Source organism: Hymenobacter gummosus (assembly GCF_003970915.1).
GTDB lineage: Bacteria > Bacteroidota > Bacteroidia > Cytophagales > Hymenobacteraceae > Solirubrum > Solirubrum gummosum.
In genome coordinates this window covers 300,774-313,682 of record NZ_RXOF01000001.1, presented here as the reverse complement: position 1 = coordinate 313,682, position 12,909 = coordinate 300,774, and the positions used below count along the sequence as shown (strand labels likewise).

At 65.7% G+C, this 12,909-nt stretch carries 13 protein-coding genes; 8 read left to right on the top strand and 5 right to left on the bottom strand.

What is annotated here, in order from left to right:
* Positions 1 to 9: 9 nt before the first annotated feature.
* Genes EJV47_RS01405 through EJV47_RS01390 form a run of 4 tightly spaced genes read right to left on the bottom strand, consistent with a single transcriptional unit; the run spans position 10 to position 3,003 of the window.
* Positions 10 to 534, bottom strand: a complete 525-nt coding sequence (locus EJV47_RS01405; RefSeq protein WP_126691351.1) for a hypothetical protein — start codon at positions 532 to 534, stop codon at positions 10 to 12.
* Positions 535 to 573: 39 nt separating this feature from the next.
* Positions 574 to 1,077, bottom strand: a complete 504-nt coding sequence (locus EJV47_RS01400) for a hypothetical protein (RefSeq protein WP_126691350.1) — start codon at positions 1,075 to 1,077, stop codon at positions 574 to 576.
* Positions 1,078 to 1,121: 44 nt separating this feature from the next.
* A complete protein-coding gene (locus EJV47_RS01395; RefSeq protein WP_126691349.1) occupies positions 1,122 to 1,949 on the bottom strand; it encodes a hypothetical protein in 828 nt (275 codons plus the stop codon).
* A gap of 1 nt (position 1,950) precedes the next feature.
* Positions 1,951 to 3,003: a prohibitin family protein gene (locus tag EJV47_RS01390; RefSeq protein ID WP_126691348.1), complete on the bottom strand. Its 1,053-nt coding sequence runs from the start codon at positions 3,001 to 3,003 to the stop codon at positions 1,951 to 1,953.
* 231 nt (positions 3,004 to 3,234) lie between these two features.
* Between EJV47_RS01390 and EJV47_RS01385 the strand changes: the two genes are divergently transcribed.
* From EJV47_RS01385 to EJV47_RS28850, 8 genes are all read left to right on the top strand, one after another.
* Complete coding sequence (locus EJV47_RS01385; RefSeq protein ID WP_126691347.1) at positions 3,235 to 4,719, top strand: NADP-dependent isocitrate dehydrogenase; 1,485 nt, start codon at positions 3,235 to 3,237, stop codon at positions 4,717 to 4,719.
* A gap of 94 nt (positions 4,720 to 4,813) precedes the next feature.
* Positions 4,814 to 5,488, top strand: coding sequence for a TetR/AcrR family transcriptional regulator (locus EJV47_RS01380; RefSeq protein WP_126691346.1), 675 nt, complete (start codon positions 4,814 to 4,816; stop codon positions 5,486 to 5,488).
* A gap of 41 nt (positions 5,489 to 5,529) precedes the next feature.
* Positions 5,530 to 7,260: a peptidase domain-containing ABC transporter gene (locus tag EJV47_RS01375; protein ID WP_126691345.1), complete on the top strand. Its 1,731-nt coding sequence runs from the start codon at positions 5,530 to 5,532 to the stop codon at positions 7,258 to 7,260.
* A gap of 314 nt (positions 7,261 to 7,574) precedes the next feature.
* Positions 7,575 to 8,981 carry an HlyD family secretion protein gene (locus EJV47_RS01370; protein ID WP_126691344.1) on the top strand — a complete coding sequence of 469 codons (1,407 nt, stop codon included), beginning with the start codon at positions 7,575 to 7,577 and terminating at the stop codon, positions 8,979 to 8,981.
* Positions 8,978 to 10,540: a TolC family protein gene (locus EJV47_RS01365; protein ID WP_126691343.1), complete on the top strand. Its 1,563-nt coding sequence runs from the start codon at positions 8,978 to 8,980 to the stop codon at positions 10,538 to 10,540. Before EJV47_RS01370 ends, EJV47_RS01365 begins: the two co-directional genes overlap by 4 nt.
* 75 nt (positions 10,541 to 10,615) lie before the next feature.
* On the top strand, positions 10,616 to 11,581 hold the full coding sequence (locus tag EJV47_RS01360; RefSeq protein ID WP_126691342.1) for a sodium-dependent bicarbonate transport family permease: 966 nt from the start codon (positions 10,616 to 10,618) through the stop codon (positions 11,579 to 11,581).
* Between the two features lie 188 nt (positions 11,582 to 11,769).
* A complete protein-coding gene (locus tag EJV47_RS01355) occupies positions 11,770 to 12,021 on the top strand; it encodes a hypothetical protein (RefSeq protein WP_126691341.1) in 252 nt (83 codons plus the stop codon).
* A gap of 4 nt (positions 12,022 to 12,025) precedes the next feature.
* Positions 12,026 to 12,160: a hypothetical protein gene (locus tag EJV47_RS28850; RefSeq protein WP_279389050.1), complete on the top strand. Its 135-nt coding sequence runs from the start codon at positions 12,026 to 12,028 to the stop codon at positions 12,158 to 12,160.
* 295 nt (positions 12,161 to 12,455) lie between these two features.
* Here the strand turns inward: EJV47_RS28850 and EJV47_RS01350 are convergent, their stop codons facing one another.
* A complete protein-coding gene (locus EJV47_RS01350; RefSeq protein ID WP_126691340.1) occupies positions 12,456 to 12,890 on the bottom strand; it encodes an STAS/SEC14 domain-containing protein in 435 nt (144 codons plus the stop codon).
* Between the last annotated feature and the right edge of the window lie 19 nt (positions 12,891 to 12,909).

Genomic DNA, 12,909 nt, shown 5'->3' with positions numbered 1-12,909 from the left:
AGCGTACAGCTACTTGCCAGTGGCCCGGCGGGGCTTGTAAGGGGTTAGGCTGTGGAGCATGTGCTGCACCACCGGCTCGTGCGTCAGGAATGCATCAGGCGAGCCCGACACGCAGATGAGCAGCACGTGGCCCCGGTGGCGGGCCGCCAGCGCGTCGTAGCGCATGGGCAGACCGTCGCGGGTACCCATGCCGGTGGTTTCCAAGAATGGAATCCCGTTGTAGGCCGTGGCAAACTGCTTGTTGACCGGCACCCCGAACTGCTCGGTGAGCTGGTACAGCGCCTGGTCGGGCGTGAGGCGGTCGGCCGCGCCGCGCAGCTGCCCGATGTACACCACCAGGTCGCGGGCGGGGCTCAGGTAGGTCAGCGCGATGGTCGAGTCGGTGGTCTGGCGCAGCTGGTCCCAGCCGGCCGGCACGCGGTACTGCAGCTGGTACTGGGTGCTATGCACGGTTTCGTAGTGAATGTCGGACGGGGTTTGGGCCTGCAGGCCCAGCGGCAGCAGGGCGGCCAGGAGCAACAGCGGTAGTTTCATGGCGGGGAAGAAAAAGGGAGTTGAAGGGGAAGTCAGCGCCTAGTCGGCAGGCAACGGGGCGAAACTGTCGAGTACCCGGTGCAGCAGCGGGGCCTGGGTGTTGAAGGCGGTAGGCGTGGCGTAGAGGTACACCAGCAGCACCTGGCCCTGGTAAGTCGTCACGCGGGCATCGTAGCGCAGCTCCCGGCCGCCTACCCGGCAGGTGCCGGTGCTTTCCAGATAGTCAAGGCCGTGGGCAGTGGCGCGGTGCTCCGCGTGGTGGGTGGCACCCAACTGGCGCAGCAGCCGTTGCAGGGCGGAGACGGGGCGAGTGTGGGCGTGGCGGCCGCGCAGCCGGGCTACCCACAGGTGGGCGCCGTCGGCGGGGTCGTGATAGCGCAATAACTCCACCGAGTCGGTGCGCTGGCGCGACACCAGCCAGTGCGCGGGCACCTGGAACTTCACCCGAAAGGCGCGGTTCTGCGTCATTTCCGGATCGGGTGGCAGCTGAGCCGCTGCTGGCAGGGCCAGAAGCAGCGCGTAAAGCAATAGCCAGCGCAGCATGACAACTAGAAGAAAAAAGGTGAATGGAAAACCATACATCGGCCTCAGTGGGCGGCTGGCTCGTCGGCGTCGGGGTCGTAGCCCAGCAGGTTCAGCTCGAAGACCAAGCCCGCCCGGTTCCGGCTGCCGGGGTTAGGCAGCATGCCGCCCAGGCAGAGCTGCACCCGTTTGGTGACCAAGTAGTTTACACCCAGTACCGACACGCTGGCGTAGTTCGAGCCCGAAATGAAGTCGCCCATCAGCAGCAGCTTTTTGGAGAGGGGAAGCTCGCCCCCCAGCAGCAGGCCGGCGCGGTTGCCGGCGCCCAGCGTACCCCGGTCGGAGAGGTAAGGGCCGGCCACTACTTTCACGTGGTGGCGCGGGGTCCATTTCCACAGGTGGTAGGTGAAGTGGGTCAGGTCGCGGTGTTGCCCGCCGAAGCGCACCGGGTTCAGGCCCACCTGTGTGCCGATGCTGGTGCTCAGGCGCGGGCTCAGCACGAAGAACTTCTGACCGGTGAGCTTGACCAGCGGGGCCAGCGGCACGCGGCGGTCGGCGCGGTTGATGCCCAGCCACTCGTTGCCGCGGCGGAAGTTCATCTGCAGGTTCACCACGTTCAGGCCCGCTTCCCAACCTTTGCCCAGCCCGTACACGAGGTGGTTTTTGGCTTCCCAGTAGCCGCCGCCGTAGAGGTTGCTCTGGTGCTGGAAGAACACCTTGCCCTGCGGGGTCAGGTCGGCGGAGGGGATGTTGAACAGGTTTTGCTGGGCCCGGGCGGCCGGCGCGGCCAGCAGCGCGAGCAGCAGGGCCAGCAGCAGGATGGCGGGCCGCCGGGGCGGCAGGCGGGCCAGGTGAGCGGGCACGGCGGGAGTCAGTAGAAGCAGGGCGGGCATGTTACTGGGCAATGGTGTTGAGCACCGGGGCGGTACCGTTGGTAATGATGGTCTTGGAGTTTTGCGACTTCGACAGCTCCCGGAAGGCCTCGATGGACTTGTAGCGGAGCACGGCCGGGGTCAGGTCGCGGTTAATGAGCTGGTTGGTCAGGCGCACGGCTTCGGCCTCGATGCGCATGGCCTCGGCCTTGCCCCGGGCCTGGATGATGTTGGCTTCCCGCTCGCCCTCGGCCTTCACCACCGCGATGCGCTTCTGCCCCTCGGCCTCAATCACCCGCCGCTCGGCGTCGCGGGTTTCGCGCTGCTTCAGGAACTCCATGCGCAGCGCCTCCTGCTCCGAGGCCAGCTTGTCCTCGATGGCCTTGGCCAGGCCGGCCGGCAGGGCAATGTTTTTGAGCAGCACGTTCTCAATCTCGAAGCCGCGCGCGGCCAGCACCTCGTTCATCTGCGCCTGAATGGCCTTCTCAATCACGGCCCGCTCGGCCGAGTGCATGTCCTTAGCGAAGTAGCGGGCTCCTACGTCGGCGGCGGCCGAGCGAAAGACGGGCAGAATCAGGATGTTTTCGTAGTCGCGGCCGGTGGTTTGCAGGATGTTGGGCACCTGGTCGGCCTTCACGCGGTAGAGAATGGAAATGTCGGAGGCAATGGACAGGCCTTCCTTGGAGGGCAGGCTGGAGCGGATTTCCAGGTTCTGCGTCGTCACCGGCACCTTGATGATAGTGGTTAGGAAGGGGTTGAAGGCTTTCGGCCCCGAGGTAATGACCTGCTGGTCGAGGCGGCCGAGCTTGCGCTTGATGCCCACCTCGCCCTGGCGCACGGTGGTGCAGCTGCCCAGCAGCAGCCCGGTGCCGGCCAGCAGCAGGGCCAGGGGACGGGCCGTCAGCAGCAACGCGCCCGTGCTGGTGTAGCGCCGGAGCTTGTCGAGCAGCACGCGCAGGCGGGATTGGGTTGGAGCGGGGCGGGCCGCCAGCGCCGTGAGCGGCAGGCGGGGCCGCTGTGACGTGGTGAGGCGGGGGCGGGTAAACCGTTGGCAGAAGCGGGGCAGGTGTAGCATGGCGTTGATCTTTTAGTTAAACTACCATTATTGATAGTTTTGCTATCATATACAAAAGTGCATGTACCTAGGTTGCACAGCCAGGTGATTTTTTTAAGCAAAACTTCTTGTGATGATTATTAAGCAATTTTTTTAGATAGTAAAACTATTAAATCAGAAAGTGTGTATACCTTTGCACCACCGGAGCGGCTCAGGCTTCGGTCAATCGGTCACCCCAACCCCTGTTAGTAAATGACTCCGAAAGTACCCATCACCGTAGCGGCCGGCGACGGCATCGGCCCGGAAATCATGCGCGAAACCTTGCGCGTCTTGGAGGCGGCGGGGGCAGCGTTGGCGCCCGAGTTTATTCACGTGGGCGAGGCGGTATACCACGCCGGACACGCCTCAGGCATCGGGCCGGAAGCGTGGGAGTCGCTGCGGCGCACGCGGGTGCTGCTCAAGGCGCCCATCACCACGCCGCTGGGCGGGGGCTACAAAAGCCTGAATGTGACCTTGCGCAAGACCCTGGGCCTGTACGCCAACGTGCGCCCCTGCCGTTCGCTGTTCCCGGCCGTGGCCACCCGCCACCCGCTGCTGGATGTGGTCATCATTCGCGAAAACGAGGAGGACCTGTACGCCGGCATCGAGCACCAGCAGACGCCCGACGTGGTGCAGTGCCTGAAGCTGGTGAGCCGCTCCGGCTGCGAGCGAATCGTGCGTTACGCCTTTGAGTACTGCCGCCGCCACGGCCGCCGCAAGCTCACCTGCATGACCAAGGACAACATCATGAAGCTCACCGATGGGCTGTTTCACCGCGTGTTCGAGGAAATCGGCCGCGCGTACCCCGACATCGAGCAGGAGCACCAGATCATCGACATCGGCACGGCCCGCCTGGCCGACACGCCCGAGCGCTACGACGTGGTGGTGACCATGAACCTGTACGGCGACATTATTTCCGACGTGGTGGCCCAGCTTACGGGCTCGGTGGGGCTGGCCGGCTCGGCCAACATCGGCGACCACGGCGCCCTGTTCGAAGCCATCCACGGCTCGGCGCCCGACATTGCGGGCCAGAACGTGGCCAACCCCTCGGGGCTGCTGCAAGCAGCGGTGCTCATGCTCCAGCACGTAGGCCAGCCCGAGGTGGCCGCCCGCATCCACAACGCCTGGCTGTGCGCCCTGGAAGACGGCCTGCACCCGGCCGACATCCACCGCCCCGGCAGCAGCCGCGCCAAGGTCAGCACCACGGAGTTTGCCGACGCCGTGATTGAGCGCCTGGGCCGCCTGCCCCAGCAGCTGGCGGCTCTGCCGGCCGCCGCCGCCGCATCCGAGGCCCCGGCGGCCCCGCGCCCAGAGGCGGCCCCCGCCAAGCGCGCGGTGCAGCAGCAGTTGGTCGGCGTCGACATATTCCTGCGCTGGGAGGGCAGCGCTGCCGAGCTGGGCCAGCAGCTCGAAACCCTGACCGGCCGCCGCATGCAGCTCAAGCTCATCACCAACCGCGGCGTGAAAGTGTACCCCGACGGTCAGCCCGAAACGTTTTGCACCGACCACTGGCGCTGCCGCTTCGTGGCGGCCGAGGTGCTGGTGCGCGGCGAGCAGCTGGCGTTTACGCCCGTGCCGTTCATGGACGTGCTGGCCCTGGTCCACCGCCTGGCCGATTACCAGCTCTACATCATCAAAACCGAGCACCTGTACCTGATGGATGGGGTGCGCGCCTTCTCGCTGGGCCAGGGAGAATAAGGCGGTGGTTGCAGCGGGAGTTTACTACCCTACCGGATAGCAATACGTTATTTGGGGTAAGTTATCCTTTCACCATTAACGGCTTTTCTTTCCCATGCAAACGTCCCTGCGCATCGACCTCAACGACAAACTTTACCTGCGTGACCCCCAGGATACCGATCTGGGCCGCCGCTTGCTGGCCGAAAGCGTGCTGCTGATTGACGAAATCGGCTTCGAGCAGTTCACCTTCAAGAAGCTGGCCCAGCGCATCGAGTCTACCGAAGCCTCGCTCTACCGCTACTTCGAGAACAAGCACCGGCTGCTGGTGTACTTGGTGTCGTGGCACTGGGCCTCGCTGCGCTACCAGATCCGCTTTCACACCCACAACGTGCCCGACCCGGCCGAGCGGCTGCGCCTGATTCTGGGCATCCTCACCCGCGCCCACCAGGACGACCCGGCCACCACCCAACTCGACGAGGCCGCCCTGTACCGCATCGTGGTTAACGAGGCCTCCAAGGCCTACCTGACCAAAGACGTGGACGAGGACAACCGGGCGGGGGTGTTCCGGGAGTACAAGCAGCTGGCGGCGGGCATCGTGGAAGTGGTGCAGCAGATCAACCCCCACTACGCCCACCCCCATGCCCTGGTAAGCACCCTGCTGGAGGCGGCGCGCAAGCAGATTTTCTTTGCCCAGCACCTGCCCTCCCTCACCGATACGGCGCCCAAGGACCAGGCCGGCAGCGCCACCCTGGCTTTTCTAACCCACTTGGCGTTTGCCGCGCTGGCCTAGCGCCGGCGGCTGCGCCGTCACCAGTTTTCCTTTCCCTTTTCATGGCGGACCTGCACCCGTCCTCGCTCACGCCGGGCCAGCGCCTGTGGCGGCTACTGGCGGCCGAGCGGCGCGACATCGGCTACCTGTACATCTACGCGGCCCTGGCTGGGCTCGTCAACTTGTCGCTGCCGCTGGGTGTGCAATCGGTCATCGGCTTCGTCAGCAGCGGGGCCCTGAGTACCTCGCTCATCGTGCTCATCGGTTTTATCGTAGGCGGCACCCTGCTGGTGGGCGCGCTGCAGGTTATGCAGGTGTATTTGGTGGAGTTTATCCAGCAGCGCTTGTTTGCCCGCGTCAGCCTGGATTTTGCCCTGCGCCTGCCCCGGGTGCGGGCCGAGGCCCTGGGCGGCCAGTACCTGCCCGAGCTGATGAACCGCCTGCTCGACGTGCCCACCCTGCAAAAAGGGCTGGCCACCATCCTGGTCGAGTTTTCGGCCGCCGCGCTGCAGATTCTGTTCGGGCTGCTCATCCTGTCCTTTTACCACCCGGTCTTCATTGCCTTCGGGGTGCTGCTGGTGGGGCTGCTGGGGCTACTGATCCGCTTTACCGGCCCGCGCGGGCTGAGCACCAGCCTGCTCGAATCCAAGTACAAGTACCGGGTGGTGGCCTGGCTGGAAGACGTGGCCCGCACGGTGCACACCTTCCGGCACCCGCCCCGGCAGGAGCTGGCCCTGGGGCGCACCGATTCGCTGGTGGAAGGCTACCTCACGGCCCGCCAAAGCCATTTCCGGGTGCTGCTGACGCAATACTGGGGCTTCGTGACCTTCAAGGCCCTGATAACGGCCGCGCTGCTCATCATCGGCTGCTGGCTGCTCATCAGCCGCCAGATCAACATCGGCCAGTTCGTGGCCGCCGAAATCATCATCATCCTCACCATCTCGGCCGTGGAGAAGGTGCTCGTCAAGCTCGACGTGGTGTACGACGCGCTGACCTCGCTCGACAAAATCGGCCACGTGCTCGATTTGCCCACCGTGGAGCCGGGGGGCAGTACCGCCCTGCCGCTGCCGGCCCAGCCCAGCGGCCTGCGCGTGGAGCTGCGCCACCTCAGCTACGCCTACCCCGGCGCGGAGCGGCAGCCGCTCACCGACCTCTCCCTGCGCATCGGGGCCGGGGAGCACCTGGGCCTGGCCGGCTCCGACGGGGCAGGCAAAACCACCCTGCTGCGCATTTTGGCCGGGCTGCTCGGCGGCTACACCGGCGTGGTGGCCTACGACGACCTGCCCCAGCAGGACCTGACGCCCGCCTCCCTGGGCGCCCACGTGGGCGACAACATTGCTCACCAGCACCTGTTCGACGGCTCGGTGCTGGAAAACCTGACGCTGGCCCAGCCCGGCCTGGAAGCCGCCGACGTGGCCTGGGCCCTGGAGCTGGTGGGCCTGCGCGACGAATTTTACGCCCGCCCGCAGGGGCTGAATACCCCGCTGGGCCCCGGCACGCCCCTGGCCGACAGCACCCGGCAGAAGCTGCTGCTGGCCCGGGCCCTGGTGCGCCGCCCCCGCCTGCTGCTGCTCGACGGCTTCCTGCCCGGCGTGGAGCCGGCCGAGCAGCTGCGCATCCTGCGCCGGGTGTTGGCGGCCGAGTGCGGCTGGACGGTGGTGCTGGCCTCCAACGACCTGCGCCTGCTCGCCCTGTGCCCGCGCCTGGCCGTGCTGCGCGCCGGCCACCTCACCGCCGACGGCCCCTTCGCCGACGTAGCCGCCCAGCCCGACGTGCAGCAGCTACTAGCGTGATGAGAATGTGCGGGAATGTGATGAGAATGTTGAAAATGTGCGGAAAATGTGCGGAGAATGTGGGGAGAATGTGCGGAATGTGAGAAATGTGCAGAGTGTGAAAATCAGCTCCGTTCCCGCCTACAATTCCTGGCCCTTTCACTCCCCGGGTTTCTCATTCCCCGCCAGCCCAACCTCATTCAGCACATTTCTCACATTATCCTCACATTCTGCACATTCCGCACATTCTGCACATTCTCTCACACTCTGCACATTCTCTCACACTCTGCACATTCCCCCACATTCCCCTCCCATTCCCTAACCCTTTACCCCGGATGCCTTTCGCCGAACACCCTTTGGTCGAGTCCGACCCGCTGACCGGCCGCTTCCGCTCGTTTGCGCGGGTGCAGACGCCCACGGCGGGCCGCACCCTGGCCCGCTGGGCCGCCGGGCTGGGCCTGCTCACGCTGCTGGCCGGCTTTCTGCCCTGGACGCAGAACATCCGCTCCACCGGCACGCTCACCACCCTGCGCCCCCAGGACCGCCCCCAGACGGTCCCCAGCACCATCGCGGGCCGCATTCAGCGCTGGCGCGTGCGGGAGGGCCAGCACGTGCGCCGCGGTGACACGCTGGTCGACATCGTGGAAGTCAAGGACAAGTACTTCGACCCCCAACTGGTGCAGCGCACCCGCGAGCAGCTCGACGCCAAAATCGGCTCCCTGGCCGAAAACCGCGCCAAGGCCGAGGCCCTCGGCGGCCAGCAGGCGGCCCTGCGCGCGGGCTTGCAGGTGAGCCTGAACAAGGCCCGCAACTACGTGGAGCAGAGCCGGCTGAAAGTAAACTCCGACCAGGCCGAGCTGGTGGCCGCCCGCAACGATTTCGCCATTGCCGAGCGCCAGCAGCAACGCCAGGAAGAGCTGTACAAGCAGGGGCTGAAGTCCCTGACCGAGCTGGAGCAGCGCCGCCTGAAGTTTCAGGAATCGACGGCCAAGCTGCAGGCGGTGGAAAACAAGCTGGCCGCCTCCCGCCAGGCCCTCACCAACGCCCAGCTGGAGCTGGCCTCGCTGCAGGCCGAGTACCAGGACAAGCTGGCTAAGTCCGAGTCGGACCGCCGCTCGGTGACGGCCTACCAGTTCGATACCGAGGGCCAGATTGCCAAGATGCGCAACGAGCTGGCCAACCTGAGCATCCGCTCGGGCTTCTACCAGATTACGGCCCCGCAGGACGGCTATGTGGTGCGCGCCCTCAAAACCGGCCTGGGCGACATCGTGAAGGAGGGCGAGCCGGTGGTGACGGTGATGCCCGACGCGCCGGCCCTGGCCGCCGAGCTGTACGTGCAGCCCATGGACATTCCGCTGCTGCAGGTGGGCCGCAAGGTGCGCCTGCAGTTCGACGGCTGGCCCGCGCTGGTCTTCTCGGGCTGGCCCGGCACTTCCTTCGGCACCTTCGGCGGGGTGGTGGCCGTCATCGACAACATCGACTCGCAGGGCCAGTACCGGGTGCTGGTGACGCCCGACCCCGCGCAGGAAGCCTGGCCCAAGCCCCTGCGCGTGGGCTCTGGCGTGTACGGCTGGGCTTTGCTCGACGACGTGCCCATCTGGTACGAGCTGTGGCGGCAGCTCAACGGCTTCCCGCCCAACTTCGTGGGCCGCCCCACCGACGCCGGCAAGGCGGGCAAAGGCGGCAAAGACGCCAAGAAAGCCACCAAGGACGAATCAGCCAGCGACGACGAGGCAAAATGAGCAAGCTACCTTTTCTGGGCTTGTGCGTGCTGCTGCTGCTAGAGGCCGCACCCGGCTGGGCGCAGCAGCGGCGCCCGAGCCCGCTGCTGCCGGGCCAGACGCCGCGCACCCAGACCCGGCTGCAGCGCCTGGCCGGGCAGCCAGGCCCCGGGCCGCTGGGCCCGCCCGCCCTGGCGGCCCGCCCGGTGGAGCTGGCCGATACGGGCCGGGTGTTTCGCCTGGCTGACTTGCTGGCCTACGTGACGCTGCGCCACCCCGTGGCCCGGCAGGCGGGCCTGCTGCCCGAGCGGGCCGTGCAGGAAGTGCGCCTGGCCCGCGGGCAGTTCGACCCCACCTTGGGCAGCAAATACTACGGCAAGGCCCTCGGCGGCAAGGACTACTTCCACGACTGGGACTCGCAGCTGCGCGTGCCGCTCTGGCTCGGGGCCGACGTGAAGGCCGGCTTCGAGCGGGGCGTGGGCCGCTACGTCAACCCCGAAAACTACACCGCCCCCTCGGGCCTGAGCTATCTGGGCCTCTCGGTGCCGCTGGCCCAGGGCCTGCTCATCGACGAGCGGCGCGCGGCCGTGCGCCAGGCCCAGGCCCTGCAGGGGCTGGCCGAAGCCGAGCGGCGCGGCGCCCTCAACAAGCTGCAGCTGCAAGCCGCCAAGGACTACTGGGACTGGACGCTGAGCTACCGCCGCCGGGCCCTGCTGGCGCAGAACGCCGAGCTGGCCGCCGTGCGCTTCCGGGCCGTGCGCGAGCGGGTGCGCCTGGGCGATTTGGCCGCCATCGACTCGGTGGAGGCCCTCACCGAACTGCAGAACCGGCAGGCGTTGCTGGTGCAGGCCCGGGTGCAATGGCAGAACGCCACCCTGGTGCTGAGCACCTACCTCTGGGACGAGCAGCAGCAGCCCCGGGAGCTGCCCGCCGACGTGCGCCCCCAGGCCCTGCCCGGCCCGGCCGGCTGGCAGCCCCTGCCCGCCGATTCGCTGGCGGCCCTCACCGCCTTGGCCCAGCAGCTGCACCCCGACCTGCAGAAAAGCCGCGCCAAGCTGCTGCAGCTGGGCGTGGAGCGCCGCCTGGCCCAGAACAAGCTGCTGCCCAAGCTCACCCTCGACTACAACCTGTTGCAGGCCGGCCGGCCGTTCAACCCCGAAGCCGGGGCCAGCCTGGGCGGGGCTTACCTGCAAAACAACTACAAGCTGGGCGTGAGCTTTGCCTACCCGCTGCTGCTGCGCCAGGAGCGCGCCAAGCTCCAGCTCACCCGCCTCAAGCTGCGCGACACCGAGCTGGCCCTGCAGCAGGACACCCGCGAGGTGCAGCTGGGCGTGCGCACCGCCGCCAACGACTGGGAAGCCCTGCGCGAGCAGCTGGCCCTGCAGGAGCAGGTGGTGCAAAACGCCGCCGCCCTGCGCCAGGGCGAGCAGGTGCGCTTCGAGAACGGGGAAAGCTCGGTGTTTCTGCTCAACGCCCGCGAAGCCAGCCTCGTCTCGGCCCGCCTGAAGCTGGCCGAGCTGCAGGCCAAGTACGCCCAAACCCAGGCCACGCTGCGCTGGGCCGCCGGCGGCATCGAGTAAACCTCCCGCCGGGGCGTCGGCGGCGGGCAGGCTACGCGGCTCCCTTCTTCCTGATTCATCTTCTTTCCCTTCTTCATGGATCCACATCTACTGCTCGCCAACCTCACGAATCCTACGTTGCTGTTTTTCCTGCTGGGCGTGGCGGCCACGGTAGCGAAAAGCGACTTGGAAATTCCGCCCACCACCATCAAGTTTATTTCGCTTTACCTGCTGTTTTCCATTGGTTTCAAGGGCGGGCAAGAGTTGGCGCACAGCCCGTTCAGCGCCGAAATCCTGTACTCGCTGGGGTTCGGCCTGCTGGTGGCCGCCCTGATTCCGCTTTACTGCTTCTTTCTGCTCAAGCGGCGGTTGAGCATTGTCGATGCCGGGGCCGTGGCGGCGGCGTACGGCTCCGTCAGCGCCGTCACGTTTGTATCGGCCGTGTCGTTTCTGGAGGCCCAGCAGCTCACTTTCGGCGGGCACATGGTGGCGGTAATGGCCCTGATGGAAGCCCCGGCCATCATCGTCGGGGTGATTCTGATGCAGCGCTACGCCGCCGACTCGGCCGAACCGGGCACGGGGGTGCGTTCGGTGGTGCGGCATTCGTTTACCAACGGCAGCGTGCTGATGGTGCTGGGCAGCCTGGTCATCGGCCTGATTGCCGACACCAAGCAAGCAGAAGGCATCAAACCGTTCACCACCGACATTTTCAAGGGTTTTCTGGCCATTTTCCTCCTCGAAATGGGCATGGTGACGGCGCGGCGCTTCGCCGCCTTCCTCCGGTACGGACGGTTTGTTACCGCCTTTGCCGTACTGGTGCCCTTACTCAACGGCTGCGTGGTGGCCGCCGCCAGTCACCTGGTCACCGAGCAGGTCGGCAACCGCTTTATGTTTGCCATTCTGGCTGCCGGGGCCTCGTACATCGCCGTGCCGGCCGCCATGCGGTTGGCCGCGCCCAAGGCCGATCCGGGCCTGTACGTGCCCATGGCTCTGGGCGTAACCTTTCCTTTGAATATCACCCTGGGGCTGCCGTTGTATTACGCCGTGATTCAGCTCTGCTAACCCAAGCGAGGTAAGACGCCACGGCAGCCCATTCGAGGCTAGCGGCGGCGGTGCTCATTACTTAATGCCTGATTCGGTTGCCGGATGGCCGGGTGGTGTCGTTGGATGTGCTGCAGTGAAAGAGCGCCAGAAAAACCACAGAAGCCGGGTGTGGGATTGCAGCCTCACCTTTTAACCCCTGTTTCTCCATGAAGAAGTGTCTGCTGTTGGCCTTAACTACCGTCCTGACCAGCGCCGCCCAGGCGCAAGAGTTGCCCGCCAAGCAAGTGAAGTGGGAAAAGGAAGACGCCAACTGCGAAGCTGAGCTCAAACAGGGCGAGGAAGAGCTGTCGGTGGTGCTGACGGCGGCGGGCCAGCTGCTGGAAACCGAAACGGAAATTCAGGTGGCGCAGCTCCCGGCGGAGTCATTACGCCGGCTACTAGGTAACGAAAGCGGCTAACATTGTGACGGCGGCCACCAACGCAACCTCCAACGAGGCCGAGCTGCGCAAAGCCGGCAAGAAGATGGATGTGACTTTCGACGCCACCGGGGCGGTGGTCAAGACCGAAGGCGTCGGCGCAAAAGGCGACCATCACTAGACAACAGAAGCGACCTAGATGGCTGGGACCGAGTTTTGTGTAAGCCTGATCCCGGTTTAGTGATTCCTTAGCGTGGTTTTCCGTTCCAATGAACCCCTGTATACACCAACGGTGGCTTGGGAGGTTACCCGGCCGCAACGACACGCTTACAGCGGTAGTCAAAACCGGACGGTAAACGTATTGCCCGCGCCGGGTTGGCTGCACACCCCAATGTATCCGCCTGCGTATTTAACCAATCGATTGACTGCGTGAAGTTCCCATGCCTGCCGGCGTTCGAGCAGCGCCGGCAACAGTCCTACTGGCTGCCGGTCGGCTCGGCGACCTGTCGCGCGGCGCGCAGCCACGCTTGGGCCTCGTCCAGGTTGTCGAACATATGCATGGTCAGTTGGCCTTCAAAGCCCAATAACATCGATTTGGCGGACTGCGCTGCCAGTGACTCGGGGCTTACGACGTGGGCGAAGTGGGTCAGGCCGCCTTTGATGGCCCGCGGCGCCCAGTTGGTGACGATCCACTCCACGGCGTGGTCCCATGGGCCGAGTACCTGACGGTTGTCGTTGAGTAAGTACGCGCAGGCGTGTTCCTGCAGTGGCGGGAGGCAGGCGTCGGCGCCGGCGATGATGCCGGTGTAGGTCTGGTAGCCGATCCAGTTGTTGTAGACCCAACGGTTGACAGAGTCGTACGCGATGGTCAGGTAGACTTTGCCGAAGCCGTTGACAAGTTCAGTGGGCATGAATAGATCGTGCAGAAGC